The organism is Eikenella sp. NML120348 (assembly GCF_001648435.1).
GTDB lineage: Bacteria > Pseudomonadota > Gammaproteobacteria > Burkholderiales > Neisseriaceae > Eikenella > Eikenella exigua.
This window is the reverse complement of sequence record NZ_LXSP01000002.1, coordinates 193,720-214,192: the sequence shown is the minus strand read 5'-3', so window position 1 is coordinate 214,192 and position 20,473 is coordinate 193,720. Positions and strand designations below refer to the sequence as shown.

22 protein-coding genes are annotated in these 20,473 nt (G+C 56.6%); 11 read left to right on the top strand and 11 right to left on the bottom strand.

Going from position 1 to position 20,473, the window contains the following annotated elements; genetic code table 11:
* Positions 1–103: 103 nt before the first annotated feature.
* Entirely contained in the window at positions 104–3,703 is a 3,600-nt protein-coding gene (gene putA, locus A7P99_RS04340; RefSeq protein ID WP_067686621.1) for a bifunctional proline dehydrogenase/L-glutamate gamma-semialdehyde dehydrogenase PutA, read from the top strand.
* A gap of 317 nt (positions 3,704–4,020) precedes the next feature.
* Here the strand turns inward: putA and A7P99_RS04335 are convergent, their stop codons facing one another.
* From A7P99_RS04335 to A7P99_RS04315, 5 genes are all read right to left on the bottom strand, one after another.
* Positions 4,021–4,887, bottom strand: coding sequence for a DUF808 domain-containing protein (locus A7P99_RS04335; protein ID WP_067528100.1), 867 nt, complete (start codon positions 4,885–4,887; stop codon positions 4,021–4,023).
* A 317-nt stretch (positions 4,888–5,204) separates the two neighbouring features.
* The gene (locus A7P99_RS04330; RefSeq protein WP_067527985.1) at positions 5,205–6,038 is read right to left on the bottom strand and encodes an HlyC/CorC family transporter; all 834 of its coding nucleotides are present in this window, start codon (positions 6,036–6,038) and stop codon (positions 5,205–5,207) included.
* A gap of 1 nt (position 6,039) precedes the next feature.
* A complete protein-coding gene (gene ybeY / locus A7P99_RS04325; protein ID WP_067448842.1) occupies positions 6,040–6,567 on the bottom strand; it encodes an rRNA maturation RNase YbeY in 528 nt (175 codons plus the stop codon).
* Between the two features lie 106 nt (positions 6,568–6,673).
* Positions 6,674–7,504, bottom strand: coding sequence for a hypothetical protein (locus A7P99_RS04320; RefSeq protein WP_067448844.1), 831 nt, complete (start codon positions 7,502–7,504; stop codon positions 6,674–6,676).
* A gap of 361 nt (positions 7,505–7,865) precedes the next feature.
* Positions 7,866–9,341 carry an aldehyde dehydrogenase family protein gene (locus A7P99_RS04315; protein WP_067448845.1) on the bottom strand — a complete coding sequence of 492 codons (1,476 nt, stop codon included), beginning with the start codon at positions 9,339–9,341 and terminating at the stop codon, positions 7,866–7,868.
* 354 nt (positions 9,342–9,695) lie between these two features.
* Here A7P99_RS04315 and A7P99_RS04310 point away from each other — a divergent pair, with 354 nt between their 5' ends.
* Positions 9,696–10,772, top strand: coding sequence for an Ldh family oxidoreductase (locus tag A7P99_RS04310; protein ID WP_067448847.1), 1,077 nt, complete (start codon positions 9,696–9,698; stop codon positions 10,770–10,772).
* Between the two features lie 66 nt (positions 10,773–10,838).
* On the opposite strand, the gene A7P99_RS04305 is transcribed toward A7P99_RS04310, so the two are convergent.
* The 3 genes from A7P99_RS04305 to A7P99_RS04295 all read right to left on the bottom strand — a co-directional run bounded on the left by A7P99_RS04305 (position 10,839) and on the right by A7P99_RS04295 (position 13,002).
* Positions 10,839–11,315 (bottom strand): low molecular weight protein-tyrosine-phosphatase, encoded by a 477-nt coding sequence (locus A7P99_RS04305; RefSeq protein WP_067448848.1) that lies wholly within the window; start codon positions 11,313–11,315, stop codon positions 10,839–10,841.
* A gap of 15 nt (positions 11,316–11,330) precedes the next feature.
* Complete coding sequence (locus A7P99_RS04300) at positions 11,331–11,714, bottom strand: MAPEG family protein (protein WP_067527989.1); 384 nt, start codon at positions 11,712–11,714, stop codon at positions 11,331–11,333.
* Positions 11,715–12,096: 382 nt separating this feature from the next.
* Positions 12,097–13,002 carry a LysR family transcriptional regulator gene (locus tag A7P99_RS04295; RefSeq protein ID WP_067448850.1) on the bottom strand — a complete coding sequence of 302 codons (906 nt, stop codon included), beginning with the start codon at positions 13,000–13,002 and terminating at the stop codon, positions 12,097–12,099.
* A 166-nt stretch (positions 13,003–13,168) separates the two neighbouring features.
* On the opposite strand from A7P99_RS04295, the gene A7P99_RS10575 reads away from it, so the two are divergent.
* Both A7P99_RS10575 and A7P99_RS04290 read left to right on the top strand, forming a co-directional pair.
* Positions 13,169–13,294, top strand: a complete 126-nt coding sequence (locus A7P99_RS10575; RefSeq protein WP_255361747.1) for a hypothetical protein — start codon at positions 13,169–13,171, stop codon at positions 13,292–13,294.
* Positions 13,295–13,336: 42 nt separating this feature from the next.
* Positions 13,337–14,320, top strand: coding sequence for an alpha/beta hydrolase (locus A7P99_RS04290; RefSeq protein WP_231863712.1), 984 nt, complete (start codon positions 13,337–13,339; stop codon positions 14,318–14,320).
* 133 nt (positions 14,321–14,453) lie between these two features.
* On the opposite strand, the gene A7P99_RS04285 is transcribed toward A7P99_RS04290, so the two are convergent.
* From A7P99_RS04285 to A7P99_RS04280, 3 genes are all read right to left on the bottom strand, one after another.
* A complete protein-coding gene (locus A7P99_RS04285) occupies positions 14,454–15,203 on the bottom strand; it encodes a class I SAM-dependent methyltransferase (RefSeq protein WP_067527991.1) in 750 nt (249 codons plus the stop codon).
* A 56-nt stretch (positions 15,204–15,259) separates the two neighbouring features.
* Positions 15,260–15,400 (bottom strand): hypothetical protein, encoded by a 141-nt coding sequence (locus tag A7P99_RS10425; protein WP_231863713.1) that lies wholly within the window; start codon positions 15,398–15,400, stop codon positions 15,260–15,262.
* 69 nt (positions 15,401–15,469) lie between these two features.
* Positions 15,470–16,009, bottom strand: coding sequence for a hypothetical protein (locus A7P99_RS04280; RefSeq protein ID WP_067448854.1), 540 nt, complete (start codon positions 16,007–16,009; stop codon positions 15,470–15,472).
* 95 nt (positions 16,010–16,104) lie between these two features.
* Here A7P99_RS04280 and A7P99_RS04275 point away from each other — a divergent pair, with 95 nt between their 5' ends.
* From A7P99_RS04275 to A7P99_RS04245, 7 genes are all read left to right on the top strand, one after another.
* On the top strand, positions 16,105–16,755 hold the full coding sequence (locus tag A7P99_RS04275) for a 4'-phosphopantetheinyl transferase superfamily protein (RefSeq protein ID WP_067686618.1): 651 nt from the start codon (positions 16,105–16,107) through the stop codon (positions 16,753–16,755).
* Positions 16,756–17,010: 255 nt separating this feature from the next.
* A complete protein-coding gene (locus A7P99_RS04270) occupies positions 17,011–17,757 on the top strand; it encodes a beta-ketoacyl synthase chain length factor (protein ID WP_067686615.1) in 747 nt (248 codons plus the stop codon).
* A complete protein-coding gene (locus A7P99_RS04265; RefSeq protein WP_067448860.1) occupies positions 17,736–18,518 on the top strand; it encodes a 1-acyl-sn-glycerol-3-phosphate acyltransferase in 783 nt (260 codons plus the stop codon). Before A7P99_RS04270 ends, A7P99_RS04265 begins: the two co-directional genes overlap by 22 nt.
* Positions 18,511–18,771 carry a phosphopantetheine-binding protein gene (locus tag A7P99_RS04260; protein ID WP_003771002.1) on the top strand — a complete coding sequence of 87 codons (261 nt, stop codon included), beginning with the start codon at positions 18,511–18,513 and terminating at the stop codon, positions 18,769–18,771. Before A7P99_RS04265 ends, A7P99_RS04260 begins: the two co-directional genes overlap by 8 nt.
* Positions 18,772–18,853: 82 nt before the next feature.
* Positions 18,854–19,114, top strand: a complete 261-nt coding sequence (locus tag A7P99_RS04255; protein WP_067448862.1) for an acyl carrier protein — start codon at positions 18,854–18,856, stop codon at positions 19,112–19,114.
* A complete protein-coding gene (locus A7P99_RS04250; protein WP_067448864.1) occupies positions 19,111–19,650 on the top strand; it encodes a hypothetical protein in 540 nt (179 codons plus the stop codon). The genes A7P99_RS04255 and A7P99_RS04250 overlap by 4 nt, the downstream gene beginning before the upstream one ends.
* A 50-nt stretch (positions 19,651–19,700) precedes the next feature.
* Positions 19,701–20,360 (top strand): DUF6707 family protein, encoded by a 660-nt coding sequence (locus A7P99_RS04245; RefSeq protein WP_153705523.1) that lies wholly within the window; start codon positions 19,701–19,703, stop codon positions 20,358–20,360.
* The last annotated feature ends 113 nt before the right edge of the window (positions 20,361–20,473 follow it).

The following is a 20,473-nucleotide window of genomic DNA, read 5'->3' as shown; positions in this document are numbered from 1 at the left end:
ATGCCGTTTTACCGATGTTCAAACCAAGCAGCTATTCATAACGAAACAGAGGCTACCTGAAAAGCGGTTTATCGGGCAGCCCCACCAACCACGGAGACCAACCATGTTCCAGTTTGCCCATCCCCAACAAACCAGCCTGCGTCAAGCCGTTACCGATGCCTACCGCCGCGACGAAGTTGAAGCCGTGCAGGATATGCTCGAACGCGCCCAGATGAGCCAAGACGAGCGTACCGCCGCCGACCGGCTCGCCCGCCGGCTGGTGAAGCAGGTGCGCGAAGAGCGGCGCCGCGCCAGTGGGGTGGACGCATTGATGCATGAGTTCTCCCTTTCCAGCGAAGAAGGCATCGCCCTGATGTGCTTGGCCGAAGCCCTGCTGCGCATTCCCGATAAAGCCACCCGCAACAAACTCATCCACGACAAAATCTCCGGCGGCGACTGGAAAAGCCACCTCGGCAACAGCCCCTCTTTATTTGTAAACGCTGCCGCCTGGGGTCTGCTGGTAACCGGCAAACTTGCTGCCGCCCCCAGCGGGCAGAGCCTCGGCAACGCGCTCACCCGCATCGTGAGCAAAGGCGGCGAGCCGCTCATCCTCAAAGGCATAGACTACGCCATGCGCATGCTCGGCAAACAGTTCGTTACCGGCCAAACCATCGAAGAAGCCCTGAAAAACGGCAAAGAACGCGAAAAACTCGGCTATCTCTATTCCTTCGATATGCTCGGCGAAGCCGCCATGACCGAAGCCGATGCCGAACGCTATTATCAAGACTACGTCAACGCCATCCACGCCATCGGCCAAGATGCCGCCGGCAAAGGCATTTATGAAGGCAACGGCATTTCCGTCAAACTCTCCGCCATCCACCCGCGCTATTCCCGCACCCAGCACGGCCGCGTGATGAGCGAGCTGCTGCCGCGTATGAAAGAATTGTTCCTGCTCGGTAAAAAATATGATATCGGCATCAACATCGATGCCGAAGAAGCCAACCGCCTCGAACTCTCGCTCGATTTGATGGAAGCCCTGGTTTCCGACCCCGATCTGGCCGGCTACCACGGTATCGGCTTCGTGGTGCAGGCTTATCAGAAACGCTGCCCCTTCGTGATCGACTATTTAATCGACCTCGCCCGCCGCAACAATCAGAAGCTGATGATTCGACTGGTAAAAGGCGCATATTGGGACAGCGAAATCAAATGGGCGCAAGTGGACGGCATGAACGGCTATCCCACCTACACCCGCAAAGTCCACACCGACATTTCCTACTTGGCCTGCGCGCGCAAACTGCTGGATGCGCAAGACGCTGTGTTCCCGCAATTCGCCACCCACAATGCCTACACCCTGGCCGCAATTTACCAAATGGGTAAAGGCAAACAGTTCGAACACCAATGTCTGCACGGCATGGGCGAAACCCTATACGACCAAGTGGTCGGCCCACAAAACTTGGGACGGCGCGTACGCGTGTATGCGCCGGTGGGCACGCATGAAACCCTGCTGGCCTACTTGGTGCGCCGCCTGTTGGAAAATGGTGCGAACACCTCGTTTGTAAACCAGATTGTGGATGAAAACATCAGCATCGACACTCTCATCCGCAGCCCCTTCGACACCTTGGCCGAACAAGGCATTCATCCCAACAACAGCCTGCCATTGCCGCGCAATCTGTATGGCAACGAACGCCTCAATTCGCAAGGCCTCGACCTGAGCAACGAAAGCACGCTGCAAGAGCTGCAAACCGTTATGAACAATGCCGCTGCCACGCCCTTGCATGCCGTGCCGCTTTTGGCCGTGGCCGCCCCAACCCAGGCCGCGCATGAAGTGCGCAATCCGGCCGACCACAGCGAAGTGGTGGGCAGCGCCGCCTTCGTGGAAGCCGCCGCCGTACCGGAAATCATCGCCGCCGCCAAAGCCGCCGAAAGCAGCTGGGCTGCTGTTTCCGCCGCCGAACGCGCCAATATGCTGCGCCGCTTGGCCGACCTGATGGAAGCGCACATGCCAGAGCTGATGGCCTTGGCCGTGCGTGAAGCCGGCAAAACGCTGAACAACGCTATCGCCGAAGTGCGCGAAGCCGTGGATTTCTGCCGCTACTACGCCGACGAAGCCGAACACACGCTACCTGAAAACAGCCAAGGCGTGGGCACCATCGTTACCATCAGCCCGTGGAACTTCCCGCTGGCCATCTTCACCGGCGAAGTGGTGGCCGCATTGGCCGCCGGCAACACCGTGGTGGCCAAACCCGCCGAACAAACCAGCCTGATCGCCTACCGCGCCGTGCAGCTGATGCATGAAGCCGGTATTCCGCGCAACGTGCTGCAGCTTGTGCTCGGCGCAGGCGACGTGGGTGCCGCCCTCACGCAAGACGAACGCATCAACGGCGTGGTGTTCACCGGCTCCACCGAAGTGGCCCGCCTCATCAACCAATCGCTCGCCCGCCGCAGCGGCCAGCCCGTACTGATTGCCGAAACCGGCGGCCAGAACGCCATGATTGTGGACAGCACCGCGCTGGCCGAGCAGGTATGCGTTGACGTACTTGCCTCCGCCTTCGACAGCGCCGGCCAGCGTTGCTCCGCCCTGCGTATTTTGTGCGTGCAGGAAGACGTGGCCGACCGCATGGTGAATATGATTCGCGGCGCAATGGACGAATTGCGCGTGGGCAATCCTGCCGAGCTGAGCACTGACATCGGCCCAGTTATCGACGCCGAAGCGCAGGCCAATCTGCAAAGCCACATCGACCGCATGAAAGGCATCGCCAAATCCAGCTACCAAATCAGGCTACCTGAAAATGCCGATAACGCCACCTTCATCGCGCCCACCCTGTTTGAATTGAACAATTTGAACGACTTGCAGCGCGAAGTGTTCGGCCCGATCCTGCACGTTATCCGCTACCGTGCCGACGAGCTCGACCAGCTCATCGACCAAATCAACGCCAAAGGCTACGCCCTCACCGGCGGTATTCACAGCCGCATCGACGGCACGGTGGAACACATCCGCCGCCGCATCGAAGCCGGCAACCTTTATGTGAACCGCAACATCGTCGGCGCCGTAGTGGGCGTGCAGCCTTTCGGCGGCCACGGCCTCTCCGGCACCGGCCCCAAAGCCGGCGGCCCCTTCTACCTACAACGCCTCAGCCACCTCGACAGCTGGCGCACGCCCCCGCTCACCCGCAGCGGCCAGGCCGACGAAGACGCGCTCAACCGCCTGCAAACCCTGCTGCAAAGCCTACCGCTCACCCAAGAGCAGAAGCTGGACTTGGCCGGCAGCCTCGGCCGCGCCCGCGTACACACCCTGCGCCAAGCCGAGCAAGTGTTGCGCGGCCCCACCGGCGAACACAACGTGTTGAGCTGGCAGGCGCCCAAACGCGTATGGCTCTACGGCGGCGGCCTGCCGCAAGCCTTCGCCGCCTGGATTGAGCTCGCCGGCTCCGGCATCACTGCCCTCGTGTCCGACCAGCATCCATTGGCCGCCTACGCCGAACAGGCTCCCGACCTGCTGGAAACCTCAGCCACTCCCGCTTCCGCCGGCATCAGCCACGTGGTTGCCCTGGAGGAATTGCCGGTGGAACTCAAACAGACACTGGCCGGCAGCGACGGCGCACTGGTGCGCATAATCAACGCCCAACACGGCGTGGACGTGCTGCAGCTGTTTGAAGAAACCTCCTGCAGCATCAACACCACCGCCGCCGGCGGTAACGCCCACCTGATGGCCGCAGGCGATTAAACCAGCGTTTGTGCTAGAAAAAGGCTACCTGAAAGTTTCAGGTAGCCTTTATTACTGTGCCAATGAGAATGGAGCAAGGCGGCAAGCCGCAGACAGTACCGCTAGAACGGCCGGCAAACCAATGCTGCAGCATTCTTGTTTGCATTCACTATATTGAAAATATCAAATGCTTTGCTCGATGTTAAGTATCCGGCCTATCGTGTAGATAAGAAAAAGGCTACCTGAAACTTTTAGCTTCGCAGGAACTTTGCTGCGCTGTGTTTTGACTGCGTTGAAGCTGCGTTTTCAGGTAGCCTTTCGTTGCGCTATGCGCCAAATCAATCCTGCCGCCGCTTTTCCCACAATTTCATCAGCGGCAACACCACCGCGCAGGCAACCGCGCCCACGACGAGGCCGGTGATTAGGTAGGTGAGTGTACTAGTGAGGCCGCTGTCCCAGTGGTGTTCGTGCAGCCAATGGTGCAGTGTGCCCCAATTATGGGCAAAAATGCCGCCGCCCACGAGGAACATGGCCAGCGTGCCAACGATGCTGACACCGCGCATAAACCACGGCATAAACAAAATAAGGGCTTTGCCAACCGCAGCGGTGGCCGGGCGGCGCATCAGGGCGAAGCCGAAGTCATCGGCCTTCACGATCAACGCCACGATGCCATATACAAACACGGTGAGCCCGATGCCAATAAGCAGCAGGCTGATGATTTGGGTGGTGAGGCTGGATTCGGCCACCACGCCCAGGGCGATGATGACGATTTCGGCGGAGAGGATGAAGTCGGTGCGGATGGCGCCTTTGATTTTGGCGTTTTCGTCGATCAATTCGTCGGGCACGCTGTGTGTGCTACCGTCGCGGCGGTGCATCAGCTTGTGCAGCAGTTTTTCCACACCTTCAAAGCACAAATAGCCGCCGCCGAGCATTAAGAGCGGCGTAATCAGCGCGGGCGCGAATACGGAAAGCAGCAGGGCGGCAGGAATCAGAATCAGCTTGTTCACCAGCGAGCCCTTGGCCACCGCCCACACGATGGGCAGCTCGCGGTCGGCGCGCACGCCGGTTACTTGGTTGGCATTGAGCGCCAAATCGTCGCCCACCACGCCGGCAGTTTTTTTGGCGGCCACTTTAGTCATCAAGGCCACGTCGTCGAGCACGGAGGCGATGTCGTCGAGCAGGGTGAGGAGGGAGGAGAAAACCATATAGAAGTATCTTTGGGAAGAATGCTGCGGCATTATACGGGCGTGTCCGTGCCAAAGGCTACCTGAAAGGCATCAATCATGATTTCAGGTAGCCTGCCCAAAACAGATTGCAACAAACATGGGATGGCCGGGTTGGCTACCCGCCCGCAGCCATATAGCCAACCAACTGAACTTTCGCTATCGCGTTGGTTTGCCTTGCCGTACTTCTGTACTGCCTGCGGCTTACCGCCTGGTATCGAAAGTCAATTTGGCCTGCTATAACAAAGGCTACCTGAAAAATGGGAAATCCGGTTTCAGGTAGCCTTTATCGTGCGGGTTTATTCGGGCTTGGTTTTCACCGCCATCAGCGTGTGCAGGCGGCGGTTGTCGGCGCGGGCCACGGTGAATTGCAAGGGGCCGATAACGGCTTTTTCGCCGCGCACGGGCAAATGGCCGAGCTCTTTAATCACCAGCCCGCCGATGGTGTTCACTTCTTCGTCGCTGTAGTCCGTGCCGAAAAATTCGTTCACGTCTTCGATTTCGGTAACGGCGTTGATGCGCCAGCGGTCGGGGGAAACAGCGAAGATATTATCCGCGCTGTCGTCTTCGTCGAACTCGTCTTCGATGTCGCCCAAAATCTGCTCGATCACGTCTTCCAGCGTTACCAGACCGCTGATGCTGCCGTATTCGTCCACCACCACGGCCAGGTGGTTGTGCATATCGCGAAACTCTTTAAGCAACACGTTCAACGGCTTGCCCTCGGGCACAAACACGGCCGGGCGCAGCACGTTTTCAAGCTTGAACTGTTCGGGATTAAGGGTGTATTTGAGCAGGTCTTTGGCGTGCAGGATGCCGAGCACGTTGTCTTTGTCGTCGGCAATCACGGGGAAACGGGAGTGGGTGGTGCCCACCACATAGGCGATGATGCGGCTGATGCTGTCGCCGGCTTTCACCACATCCATCTGGGCGCGGCTGATCATGGCGTCGCGCACTTCCAGCCCGCGGAAATCAATGATTTTTTCCAGCCATTGCTGGGTGTCTTCATCGAAGATTTTCTGTTCGCGCGCTTGGCGCAGCAGGGCGAGTATGTCTTCGGGGGAATCGGGGCTGTCGCCGGCGAGGCGGCCGAACAGCCGTTCAAAAAATCCGGGCTTGGCCGGGTGGTCGTCCATTTCAGTCTGCATCCTGTGCGTAGGGGTTGGGGTATCCTAACTGATTCATCAGGCGGATTTCAAGTGCTTCCATGGCTTCGGCTTCATCGGGCTCGATGTGGTCGTACCCCATCAGGTGGAGCACGCCGTGCAGGGTGAGGTGAGCGAAGTGTGCTTCTAAGGTTTTGCCTTGTTCGGCAGCCTCGCGCGCCACCACCTGCGGGCAGATGACTAGGTCGCCGCGCAAAACGGGCAGGCTACCTGAAAGCTCGGCCAAAGCGGCCTGCTCGCCTTCATCCAGTGCAAAGCTGAGCACGTTGGTGGCGTAGTCTTTTTGGCGGTAGTCGCGGTTGTAGGCGCGGGCGGTTTCTTCATCGAGCAGCAGCAGGCCGATTTCGGCACGGCGGTAGCGCGATTTCACGGCCTGCCATGCCCAGCGGCGGAATTGCGTCTCGCCCGGGCTGCCGGGCGGCTGGGTTTGGTCGGCAAAATACAGTTGCAGGCGTTGGCGCAACAGGGCGGGAAAGGGGTAACGTTTGGCGGTTTTCATGGGTTGGAGTGGGAAAGAAAACGGGCGCTATTATAGCGGGAAAGGCTACCTGAAAACCCGGAAATGCGTTTTTCAGGTAGCCTCTATTTTATGCCAAAATCACACGCTAACATTCCGATGTTGCCGTTTCCGCTGCCCGCTTCAATTCGGCCGCTAGCTTACTTTTCTCTCCCTTGCTCAAGCCTGCCACCGCCACCAGCTTTCTATCCAACGCCACCGGCACGCCGCCGCCATTGGGCACGAAAGCCAGCAGGTAGTGCTGCCCACTGGGGGTTTGAAACGTCCAAGCACGGTTTTCTTGTTTGCCGAAGCTGAGGCCGATCTTGCGGGTTTTGCCATCGATTTCGGCTTGATATACCGCGTCTTTACCCGCATTACCGGTATTCAGGCAGGGCACGGCGGCCAGCTGCCAAGGCTGGGCTTCGGGTCGGTTGATGGCGGCCAAAATCCGGCGGTAGCGCGGCACACGCACTAGCGCGACATAAAACGCGGCGCCAATCATCAACAGCCCCAGTCCGCCAAACAGCAGCACACCCATGCTGCGGTTACCCACTTTTTCCACCGCCACATCCAACGTCAGGCGCGAGGGATCGTTGGCATCAGCCAGCGCACGGGTGTAAATATCGCCGCCGGTACCGAAAAAGCTAAATGATTTTTTCACCGTATGACCGCGGTACGTGATGGTGGTGTTGCAGCTGGTGAAGATGGATTTGCGAGTGGTGCATTCACCATCGATCCGCGCGTTTACTGGTACGGCGTGTTGGCCGATTTGGTAGTCTTGATAAATTTCGGTGGCGACATGACTCTGCCACGCAACAAATATCGCGCCCACCGGCAGTAGTAGCAGTGCCACCAAAGCCATCATAATCGGCCGATGCGGCCCGATGCCGCGCATTTTGAAGGGCTTAACCGGCATGGAAAAAGGCAGAATGTACATAAATGGTTCTCCTCGAAAAATAAATGGCACTATAGCTGAAGCAGATTTCTCCATACAAGGTGGTTAAAGCTGTATGACAGAAATATTTAAGCTATACTGAAATACTTATTTCTTCCTACTGCGTTGGTTCGCCTTGCCCGTACTAGCTGTACTGTCTGCGGTTCGCTGCCTGGTATGAAGAAATAATTATTTCAGCTATATATTAATTTTTAGGTAGCCTTTAAACAGGAAGCGTGATGCGCAAAGGCTACCTGAAAATCACAAAACACGCAGATAGTCTATCGACATAGCAACGCCCATCGATCACACAAAAAAGCTGCCGGGATACCAGCAGCTTTTGCGTTGCAATCAAGCAAAGCAATCAATACATGCCTTCACGCTCTTCACGGGTAGAGATATAGATGTTTTTCACCTGAGTGTAGGCTTCGAGCATCATTTTGTGGGTTTCGCGGCCGATGCCGGAAGTTTTGTAGCCGCCGAAGGGAGCGCCGGCAGGCAGACGGTTGTAGCAGTTCACCCACACGCGGCCGGTTTCCAGGGCGCGGGATACGCGCAGGGCGCGGTTGATGTCGCGCGTCCACACACCGCCGCCGAGGCCGTATTCGCTGTTGTTGGCCAGCTGGATAACTTCTTCTTCGGTTTTGAATTTAATCACGGTAGCCACCGGGCCGAAGATTTCTTCTTGGGCGATGCGGCTGTTGTTGCTGTCGGCAGCAATCAGAGTGGGCTCAACAAATTCGCCTTTGCCCAGTTCGCCTTCTACTTTTTTACCGCCGGTGATGATGCGGCAGCCTTCTTGTTCGCCGATTTGCACATACTTCAGAATAGTGTTGAGCTGACCGGCGTTCACTTGTGCGCCCATCTGGGTGTCGTCTTCCCAAGGCAGGCCGACTTTCACTTTCTTAAACTCTTCAGACAAGGCGGCTACGAATTTGTCGTAAATGCCTTCCTGCACGAAAATGCGCGAACCGGCACAGCACACTTGGCCTTGGTTGAACAAAATACCTTTTTGCGCGCCTTCCAAGGCTTTGTCGAAAGGCATGTCGTCGAAGAAGATGTTGGCAGATTTGCCGCCCAACTCCAGAGTAGAAGGAATCAGCAGCTCGGCAGCGGCGATGCCCACGCGGCGGCCCACTTCGGTAGAGCCGGTGAAGGCAAGCTTGTTGAAGCCTTTGTGGTGCAGCATGTATTCGCCGGATTTGCTGCCTTTGCCGGTAATCACGTTGAGCACGCCTTTGGGCAGCAGGTGGTTGATTTTTTGGGCGAAAGACAGCAGGCTCAGTGAGGTGTTGGAAGAGGGGTGGATCACGATGGTGCAGCCTGCGGCCAGCGCGGGAGCAATTTTCCAGGCGGCCATGAGGAAGGGGAAGTTCCACGGAATGATTTGGCCAACTACGCCGATGGGCTCGCGCAATACGATGGAGAGATCTTCTTCATCCAGTTGGTTGGCGCTACCTTCTTCGCCGCGAATTACGCTGGCGAAATAGCGGAAGTGGTCGGAGGCCAGCGGGATGTCGGCGGCGCGGGTTTCGCGGATGGGTTTGCCGTTATCGAGCGTTTCCTGCAGGGCGAAGAGTTCGGCATTCTCATCAATCACATCGGCGATTCGATTCAGAATAGCAGCGCGCTCGGCGGCGGTGGTTTTGCGCCAGGTTTTAAACGCAGCCTGTGCAGCGGCCACTGCGGCATCCACATCGGCGTCGGTGGCGTCGGTGAATTTAGCCAAAAGCTCGCCGTTGGCGGGGTTGTGCGATTCCAGCAGGTTGCCGGGCTTTGTCCACTCGCCGTTGATGAGCAGACCGTATTCGCGGTCGAAAACGTTCAGATTTTTAGCCATTTCGTTGGTTCTCCTAAACAATAGTATGAGGCTGGCCGCCCCATTTCCGATAACATAGACAGCATCCTGTGATGCTGTGCGTGCAGCATATTCTTTTTTTTTAAGCCTTTCAAGGATACATCTTGCCAAAGTAGGTTTGTTTACAGATTAAAGGCTACCTGAAAGTGCAGCTTCAACGAGGTTAAAACCGTCACTTGCTACCACTTTCAACGCAGGGTTTGCATTGGTTGCCGTCTGGGATGAAAATCGCGGTATAATAAAGATATAACAAGCCTGCCGCCAAGGCAGTGAGTAGGCGAACACATCAGGTTGGAACCAGTTTTTTGTTGCCGCAGAAGCGGAGGAGGATAAACAATGCAAACGATTAAAAAAATTGATGCTGCAGCCCTACGTGCGTTCACCGAGGCCGCCTTTAAGGCTTACGGCTTCGTGCCGGAAGAAGCGGCGCAGATTACCGATGTGCTGGTAGCCGCCGACCTCTGCGGTGTGGACACGCACGGTTCGCAGCGGCTGGAAATGTACCGTCAGCACATCAATGGTGGCTTCGTACACATTGGCGCCAAACCGGAAACTGTGTTTGAAACGCCCGTATCGGCAGTAGTGGACGGCCACGCTGCAATGGGGCAGCTTGTGTCGCGCTATGCCATGCTGCTGGCCATCGATAAAGCCAAACAAAGCGGCATCGGCATGGTGTCGGTGCGCAATTCCAACCACTACGGCATTGCTGCCTACTACAGCAGCATGGCCGCCAGCCAAGGCTTGGTGGGCATTTCCATGACCAATTCCTTCCCCATTGTAGTGCCCACCTACGGACGCACCCCGATGATGGGCACCAACCCCATCGCCGTGGCCATTCCCGCCAGCCCGACCGATTTCAGCCTCGATGCCGCCACCTCTGTGGTTGCTTTCGGCAAACCCGAGGTATACCTCAAAAAAGGCTTAACCGCTCCGCTTGGCTGGGCAATTAACAGCCAGGGCGTGGACGAAACCGACCCGCAGATTATTGTGGAATGCGTGCGCCAAGGGCTGGGCGGCGGCATGTATCCCTTGGGCGGCAGCAGCGAGCTGTTTGGCAGCCACAAAGGCTATGGTTATGCCGTGCTGGTGGAATTCTTCTCCGCCTGCCTCTCGCAAGGCACCACTTCCAACCACACCATGAAAAACAGCCATGCCGGCATCTGCCACTATTTCGCTGCCTTCAACCCGGAAATCTTCGGCGATGCCCAAGCTATCCGCAGCCATTTCAGCGCCTACCTGCAAGAGCTGCGCGAATCGGCAAAAGCCGCCGGCCAAGAGCGGATTTATATCCACGGCGAAAAAGAAGCCGAATGCTGCCGCGAACGCAAACAAAGCGGCATCCCCATCCTGCCCAAAACGCTGGACGAAATGCGCCGCTTGGCCGAGGAACTCGGGCTGCCGTTTGAGTGGTAGAGCTTCGATACGGCAGTAATAAAGGCTACCTGAAAAACTTTCAGGTAGCCTTTTAGTGTTTGCCTGCTAGGACTGGTTGGCCAAATCTTTTTCAATCTTATCCAGCAGCGCGGTGCAGCAGGCGGTGAGGATGCGGCGGGTTTCGTTGAAGTTGCCAGTGTACCACGGGTCGGGAACGTGGCTGTAACCGCTATCGGGCAGAAGGTCGGTTATCTTGAATATTTTGCCGGGGTGGCGGCCGAAGCGTTGTTCCAGTTCGGCTAGGTTGTCGTCGTCCATGGCCAGCAGGTAGTCGAAACCGGCCAAATCCTGCGCACGCACGCGGCGGCTCACAAAGCCGCTGCTGTCGATACCTTCGTCGGAGAGGACTTCCAGGCTGCCGCAATGCATGCCTTCGCCGTCGTGCCAGCCGGATGTGCCCGCACTGGCGGTGTGCACCGGCAGGCCGCGGGCGGCCGCCATGCTGCGGCAGAGATATTCGGCCATCGGCGAGCGGCAAATGTTGCCCAAGCAAACGAACAAAACCTTAACGGGGCGTTCCATAAGGCTACCTGAAAATCAAATGGCGGCAATAAACAAAGCCACGATGCACAGCAGGTTCACACCGAACATGGCCGAGCGCAGCGTGGCTTTATCGTTGATGTAGCAATAGATAAAGGCGATGCGGCTGGCCACGAAGAGCAGCGCCCAGAAATTGATGGTGAACTGGGCGGCGTTGCCGGTGGCGTGGGCGATGATCACGGCGGCGGCAAACGGAGGGAAGATTTCGTAGCTGTTTTGCTGTGCCGCATCGGCGCGCGCGGCCTTGCCTTGGGCGCGGGCCAGGAAGGCGCGCGGGTTGTGGTTGTCGGCCGGGGAAAATCCAGCGCGGTATTTGGCATAGGCGGCGCAGAAAATGGGCAGGAAAATGGCGAAGAAGATGCACCAGTAGGCTAAGGTCATGATGTGTTTGCTCTTAAATATAGCTAAAGCGCTTATTTCCCCTGCCTGTACTGCCTGCGGCTCGTCGCTCGGTATGAGAAAATCATTGCTTCAGCCGTAATTGGTTGGAAAGATTGGTTTTGTGATAGGCAGGATTATACACTGGAGAAGAATAGACAGGCTGTTTCAGGCAGTATGCCACGGAATCGGTTGCTGCAATGATTGCAGGCTACCTGAAACTTAAGCTGCGCAGAAACTGCGCGGTGTTTTGACTGCGGTGAAGTTTCGCTTTCAGGTAGCCTGAAAAGTGTGTGTGATTAAGTCGGGCTGGTTTTCGCGCTTGGAGGCCGTCTGAAAAGGAGGTTAGCGATAACTGATGACTATCCTTGAGCTTGCCGGATTTTCAGGTAGCTTCTTTATCATACATTTCCCGCAACACCTCCGTCAGCCAGTCGAACACCTTTAACATGCGCCCGGAAGTTACTGTGCGTTGCGGGCGGTAGATATAGAGTTGCCACGGGCGGCGCGGGATTTCGGGGAAGAGTTCCACCAGTTCGCCGTTTTGCAGGTGGGTTCGGCACAGATGTTCCGGGATATAGGCCGCAACGCTGCCTGCCAGTGCGGCGGCGAGTTCGTTGGCAGGGTCGTCTGTGATGAAGCGGATGTTTTTCGGAAAAACGTGCATTTCTGCGTTGAGCGGCCAGCCCCACGGGCGGTTGGTGTTGGCGTTAATGAGTGACGATGCGGGGAAACGGCCGGTTAATTCGTCTAGGCTTCGCGGCGTGCCGTGGCGGGCGAGATAGGCGGGGGAGGCGACGATTTTGTCGGTGATGTCGCAGATTTTTCGGACAATCATCAAATCTTCCGCCTGTGTCCCGATGCGGATGCCGATATCGATTTGGTTTTCCACCGCGTTAAGTTTGGTATCGTTGCTGCGCCAATCGATATAAAGTTCGGGATAGTCGGCGCATTTTTCCAGCAGGCGGGCGAGTATGCGGTTGTTATCGCTCCAATGCGGTACGGTGATACGGACGATGCCGCGTATCTCGTCTTTTTCTTTGGCGGCAGAAAACAGGTTTTCGCTGTCGGCAAGGAGCTGCTGGGCGCGCGGCAGGAAGGCTGCACCAAACTCGGTCAGGTGGATATTGCGTGTGTTGCGGGTAAAAAGCTGTTCGCCGAGGTGTTGTTCCAATTCGGCAATCACGCGCGTTACCACTTGCGGCGAAACGGACAGGCGCAGCGCGGTTTCGCGGAATTGCAGGGTCTCGGCGGCGGAGCAGAAGTATTTTAGGGCGTTGAGTTTATCCATTTTGATTTTCAAGGGATTGGTTCAGGTCGTCTGAAAACCTTTTCAGGCAGCCTGCACCTTAATTGTTCCATATTTTAGAATTAACAATTCGGATTTTATTCATTGTTTTCTAAACAGTCCATCCCTATAATGCACTCATTCGATAAGCAAATAACGGAGCAACCCCATGAAAAATCAAGCTAAAAAATCATTTTTGAAAACTGATGCCGCAGCCGCCGTTGCATTGACTTTGTCCGCCCCTGCGCTGGCAGACGTATCCATTACCCCGATGAAAGGAGTTCAAACTATGTAGCTTACCTAAGAATGGGACAAAATTTTCCCCCAGTCCAATAAAGTGGAACACCACAAAGTAACATTCAAAAACCGCTACGGCATTACATTGGTTGGCGATTTGTATGTGCCGAAAAACATCCGTTCGGGTCAGAAACTGCCTGCAATTGCGGTGGCCGGCGCGTTCGGTGCGGTGAAGGAGCAATCCAGCGGTCTATATGCCCAAGCGATGGCAGAACGCGGTTTTGTAACCTTGGCGTTTGACCCGTCCTACCTCGGTGAATCCGGCGGCGAACCGCGCAATATGGTGTCGCCCGACATCAATACCGAAGACTTTTCCGCCGCCGTTGATTTTCTCGGCCTGCAAAACTTCGTGAATCGCGAACAAATAGGCATCTTGGGCATTTGCGGTTGGGGCGGCATGGCGTTAAATGCCGCTGTGGGCGATACCCGCATCAAAGCCGTCGCCACCAGCACCATGTACGACATGTCCCGCGTGATGGCCAACGGCTACGAAATCAACATGAAGCAGAACGCACAAGGCGGCTACGACCGCGCCCAGCCGCAAATGGATGCCGAAGCGCGCTACCAAATGAAAGTGCAATTGAACAACGGCCGCTGGGAAGCCGTGCAAAACGGCTACGCCACTCTTTCGCCCGCCAACAACCTTGACCCGGCAAAAGACATCACCGCCGACACACCGAAATTCATCGCCGAATACGCCAATTTCTACCGTGCCAAACGCGGCTTCCATCCCCGCGCGGTAAACTCCAATCCGCAAGGTTCGTGGGCGACCACCGTGCCGCTGGCGTTCATCAATATGCCCATCCTGCAACGTGCCGGCGAATTGCGCGCTCCCGCTTTAATCGTACACGGTGAAAAAGCACACTCACGCTATTTCAGCGAAGACGCGTTCAAATCTCTGGGCAGCAAAAACAAAGAGCTGTACATCGTGCCGGGTGCGAACCACACGGATTTGTATGACAACACCAGTGGCAAGATTCCGTTTGATAAGTTTGAGCAGTTCTTTAAGGCGAATCTGCATTAAGGTCGTCTGAAAGGCTACCTGAAAGCGTAAAAGCAGCCTGCACTTTTTTGTAACGAGTGCAGGCTGCTTTTTATTTTTCAGACGACCTTTTCAGATTTCGAGCTCGTCTGAAAAAGCAAATGTGGCGGCTGTATCAAACAGGTTTGCGGAAGGTAATGCAGTAAAAGCGGTTGTTCCACAGCAGCCGCGTTTTCTTTTCCTGTACGGTTTTGGGGATGCAGTTTTCGATTTGTGTCAGGTCGAAATCGGTGTCTTGGAAGTAGTTACGCGTGAATAGGCTTTTTTTGTATTGTTGTTGGATGAAGTCGGTGGTTTCGTCTGCGATCATGATTTTGGTGCCGGGCTTGGCGACGCGCAGTATTTCGTTGATGGCTTTTTGTTTGTCGCTGAAAAAATTGATGCCGCCCACATGGAATACGACGTCGAACAGATTGTCGGCAAAGGGTAAGTCTTCGGCGTTGCAGTGTACCAAGTCTAAGCCCGCCGCTTTTTTCCGCCATACGTTGCGGCAGCGTGCCAACATGCCAAGCGACAGGTCGGCGCCGGTTAAATCCAGCGCGGTGGGGTTGATGTTGGCGGGCAGGTGGTTTAAATCGGTACCTGTGCCGATGGAGACGTAGAGCGCAGTGCAGTCCTGCCGCCATTCCAGTTCGCCCATCAGGCTGCGCCGTGTCTCGTTGATGCTGTTGTCGTATTTGAGGCGGGCTATCCAGCGTTCGCCGAAATCGTACCAACGGGCAAAGCGGTTATACATTTTCATGTATTTGGCATTGTCACCCGTTACGCTGTCGGAATCGAGGCACAACAAGATGCCGTCTTGTTCGGGCGGAAGCTGGTTTTGCAGGGCGGGTTTGAGTTTTTGGATGAGTTTGGCGGAAGGCATGGTGTTATTCCTGTGGATGGTTGCAACAGCTTGAAAGGCCGTCTGAAAACCGTGCTTCAGGTTTCGTTAAAATTATACCCCAGCCCGTGATGGGTGTTGATGGTGTGCAGGTCGGAGGGGCGGTATCCACCCTGTGTGAGCGGCAATTCCTGCACTTGGTGGCGGATGCAGCAGGCGGGCGCGTAGTCATGCCACATGGGGGCGGCATAAAGGCTACCTGGAAACCGCATCAACAGTTTTCAGGTAGCCTTTATGCCGCAGCCGACTTAGCGGGCGATGTTGCCGCGCATCACTACGCGGGCGTGGAAAGTGCCCACTTCGCAGTCGTACTGCCCGCCGTGCAGCACTTGGCGGTTGTAGTAGCTGTGGAAGTTGCTCACGCGGCTGCCACCACGGGCTTGGGCGGTTTGCTGGAATTTATGGGCGGCGTTGATAAAGGCGCGTTCGCAGGCGGCTTCGTCTGATTTGTTGGAAGCATTGGCTGCCTGACGGGTGGATAAATTAGCCTGAATCACGCGGCCGCCGCCGCCGAAGCTCACAGGCACATTGGGATTGAGCAGACTTTTGGCTTCTTCGGAAGCCAGCACGGCGCGGCCAGAGCAGCGGTACACTACTTTGCGGCCGCTGCGGTTGGGGTCGTCGTCTTGTAGCAGGCGGCACACGCGGCCGGTGGTTTGGCTGGTGGCATGGGCGCCGTTGCGGCCGCCTTGACCGCTTGTGTTGTTCGGCGCACGGTTGTTGTTGCAGCCGGCGAGGCCGAAAGCGGCTACAATTGCAGCCGCCAGCATGATTTGGCGAGATTTCATATTTGCTCCCTTTTAAGCTGGGTTGGAAAACTGGAAATTCACGGCCAATCAACCGCGATTTCACAAAGTTTAAAGTATATTAAAAAACCTTGCCTATGCCTACCCGCCTGCCGCCGCAACACACCATCCGCCTCTATCTGGCCGCGCCCGACTGCGCCGCGCGCTACCCCGCCGGGCTGCTGGATGCGGCCGACCGCGCCCACCTTGTGCGCCACCCTGCCCGTGCGGCGCAAACCGGCTGGCAGGTGAGCCGCTTTCTCAAGCAGCAAGCGGCGGCAGACGGGTTTTCAGGTAGCCCGAATTTTTCAGGTAGCCTCAGCCACAGCGGCGGCCATGCCGTGCTGGCGGTGCCGTCTGCCGATTTTCCCGTGGGCGTGGATTTGGAACGGCTGCGCCCGCGCCGTTTCGATGCCTGGCCGGATTGGGTGCTGCATGCAGACGAAGCGCGCTGGCTGCAACAGCATGCCGAATTAGCCGATTATTATGCGTTGTGGACGCTGAAAGAGGCCTTGCTTAAGGCCACGGGGCAGGGGCTGGCGGATATGCCGCAAACCGGATTGCGGCCAAACGGGGACTGCTGGCGGCTCTGCGCGGGCGGCCGGCTTTGGCAGGGCGCAGTGTTTCTGTTGGACGGGGCATGGCTGTGCGGCGTGGTGTGGCCGCAGGAAGTGGCGGCGGAATGGGCTTGGCACGGCTTCGGCGAATGGCAGGCGGTGGAAAAGCGGCTGCTTTATCGTTTTGTTTAGCCGCTTGGGGCTTTCAGGTAGCCTCAAATTCGCGGGCAGCCAAGATGGAAACTTCAGGCATAAAGGCTACCTGAAACTTTTCTTTTCGCAGAACCGCCGCCCATATTTTGCCGCCCGCCGGCCAGATGCCTGAGTGGGGCATTCTTGTTATAATGCGCCACCTTAAGCGCTCTTAACAGGCCGCCTGTTTTTAAAAAGGCTACCTGAAAGCAAAGCTTTAGCGCAGTTAAAACGCAGCCTCAACGAAGTTAAACCATGACCGCCGATTTCCGCCTCCGCTTTTCCATCCAAAGCTGGCACGCCGCCTCCACCCGCCTGCATACGGGCGAAGACTGGGCCGCGTGGGCATCCGGCCGCTTAAACGCCGCCGATTTGCCCGACACGCCGCCGAAGGTGGATTTCCTGCCCGCCATGCAGCGGCGGCGGCTCGGCCTCTCGGCGCGGCTGCTGTTTGCGGCGGCGCATCCGCTCTTGGCGGAAGGCGAATCCTGCCCGCTGGTGCTCGCTTCGCACGACGGCGAAATCAACCGCAGCTTCGGTTTGTGGAGCACGCTGTTGCGCGACAACGAAGTTTCCCCCACTTCCTTCGGCCTGTCCGTGCACAACGCCCTGGCCGGACAATGGTCGATGCTGCGCGGCGATATGAGCGAATACACCGCGCTTTCCGTACGGCAGAGCGGTTTGGAAAGCGCCGTGCTCGAAGCCGCCGGCCTGCTGGCCGATGGGGCAGAGCGCGTGTTGGCGCTGGTGGTGGACGAACCCTTGCAGGCGCAATATCCTGCCGCGCCAGCCGAACGCGCGCCCTTTGCCCACGCGCTGGCGCTGCTGCTTACCGCCGGTGAAGAATGGGAACTTTCCCCCGCCGCGCACGATGCCGGCGGCACGGCAAACTGCGGCTATTGGGGCGCGCTCGAATGGCTGCGGCAACAGCATTCAGGCAGCTGCCAGTGGATAAACCATTACGCAGACAAGGCTTGGCAATGGCAGCGGCTTACCCCTTAAGCGCCCGCCTAAACCGCCTGTGGCGATTGCTGGCCACCGGGCTGGGCTTCGTGTTTTTCGGCGTGTTCGGCGTGCTGCTGCAAATCGTGCTGCTGCCCTGGCTGCTGCGCCGTTCGCCCATGTTGGCGCAGCAGAAGCAGGCGCGGCGCGTGGTTACGCGCACCTGGCTGTGGTTTAGCTATTATTTGATGCGCTCCGGCATTTTGAGTGCGGAATTTGAAGTCTTCGAGCGGCTCGGCCGCCCCGGCCAGCTGATATTGGCCAACCATCCCTCGCTGCTGGATGTGGTGTTCCTGCTCGGCCGCGTGCCCGAAGCCAACTGCATCGTAAAAGCCGATTTGCAGCGCAACCCGGCCATGGCCGGGCAAATCCGCGCCTGCGGCTACCTGCCCAATCAGGAAGACTTGGATTTTGTGGAAGCCGTACACGAAGTTTTGCAGCAGCAATGCCTGTTGGTATTCCCCGAAGGCACGCGCACTGGCTGGGACGGTGTGGTGAGATTTCATCGCGGTGCGGTGTCCATCGGCCTCAGAAGCGCGCAGGTCATCACCCCCGTGGTGATTAAAATGCAGCCGCCAAACTTCAAAAAAGGCCAGCCGTGGTACAAAATCCCGCTGCAAAAACCGGCCTACCGCTTTATCGTCGGCGACGACATCAACCCGCAGGACTGGTTAAACAAGCACCCCTTGCCCATCGCCGCCCGCCGCCTCAACGACCACCTGCAACAATACTTCAACGAAAGAAGCCAAGAAAATGACTGATTTGAAACAAGAAATAAAACAACTGATTATCGACAGCCTCGGCCTGGAAGACCTCACTCCCGCCGACATCGGCGATGAAGAAGCCCTGTTCGGCGACAGCGGCCTCGGTCTCGATTCCGTAGACGCACTCGAACTCGGCCTGGCCGTGCAAAAACATTTCGGCTTCCAGCTCGACGGCGAAAGCCAGGAACTGCGCGACAGCTTCGCTAATGTGTCCACGCTAGCCGCCTTCGTGCAGAAACAACGCGGCTAGCCGAAGCAGTATGATCAAGGCTACCTGAAACATAGGTCGGGCATTCCTGCCCGGCCGCCACCCATCATTATAAGGAACACCCATGACCGAAACCGAAATCCGCGCCTTCCTATTCGACATACTGGAAAACATGTTTGAAATCGACACCAGCAACGTAACCGGCAGTACCAACCTCTACGAAGACCTCGAAATCGACAGCATCGACGCCATCGACCTGCTCGACCAAATCAAACGCCAAACCGGCTACAAACTCCAAGCCGACGATTTCCGCAACGTCCGCACCATCGACGACGTAGTTGCCGCCGTGTCCAAGCTCTACCAAGAAGCCAAGCCCGAAGCGTGAAAACCGCCGCCAAAATCCTGCTCGGCATCTTGAGCGTACTCTACCCCCTGCTCTGGTATTACGGCCGCAAGCAGGGCTGGTTTTATCCGCTGGCCGGTTTCATGCTCCTGCTCTGGCTCGCCCGCGCCGCCATGCAACGCGATCCCGGCCAGCGGCGCGTTTCCTTGCTGGTGGCCGCCTTCTTCGCCGCCATCCTCCTTTTGAAGCGGCCCGGCAGCATGTATTGGTATCCCGTGTGGGTAAACGGCCTGCTGCTGCTGCTGTTTGGCCTCAGCCTCACGCAAAAACAAAGCCTGATCGAACGCCTCGCCCGCCTGCAACATCCCGACCTGCCACCCGAAGGTGTGGCCTACACCCGCCGCGTTACCCAAATCTGGTGCGGCTTTTTCATCCTCAACGGCAGCCTCGCCGCCCTGCTCGTGCTGCTCGAACAATACCGCTGGTGGGCAGTCTACACCGGCATCATCGCCTACATCCTAATGGGCATCCTGATGGGCGGCGAATTCGCCTACCGCAAGTGGGTGTTGAAGTTGTAAAGCCAAACAAAGGCTACCTGAAAACAGAGATAGCGGTTTTCAGGTAGCCTTTGAGCTTATCTGCAAATGAAACAGAGCGTATGCGCTGTCTAAATCGAAACCAAACTGAAGAAATTTTGAATGATGGAGAGGTAAACCTGATGTTTTCTGATTTACTGCTTTCGGACAATTTATCCCCGGCCCAGATGAAAAAAGCGGCGGCGTTGAGCAAGAAATTCAGCCCAACCAACAAAGCCGACTTGGAAAAGGCCTACCACCTGCTATTCAGCCTGTTTTGCACCAACCGCATTCAAGAAACGGAAATCTGCTTAGATGTTTTAACCAAGCTGAAATTCAACGGCAATTTCAACTTGTGGACGTTTATCGAACCTAGTTATTGTTTGAAATTCTTCTTAACCCGTGACGAAAGCGTCAAACAAGAAATCACCCGAATGCTGCGTGAAGACGTGAAATCGAAATGGCATGACGACGACGAACATCAGGAATGGATACAAAAAATTCTGGATGGCGAATCGGTGAAAAATGCGCAAGAAGAGCTAGACCGATATATTGAAGACGGAATAAAAACAGAATATATCTGGCGCGTTAGCTTACTGACAACATATTTGCACGTTTTGGCACTGGGTGCGACAGGCGTGCTGAATCCATCGGTTGTTAATGATGCCATCAATCAGAATCTGGCCAGATTAAGGGAAATAAGTGCGGCATAATCGGTTCTATAAGCAGGCATGTTTTGCCCATACAAAATCCCACACCAAAAAGGCTACCTGAAAGTTTCAGGTAGCCTTTTGTTTGATCACGCTTGGTTCAATCAAGCGGATTG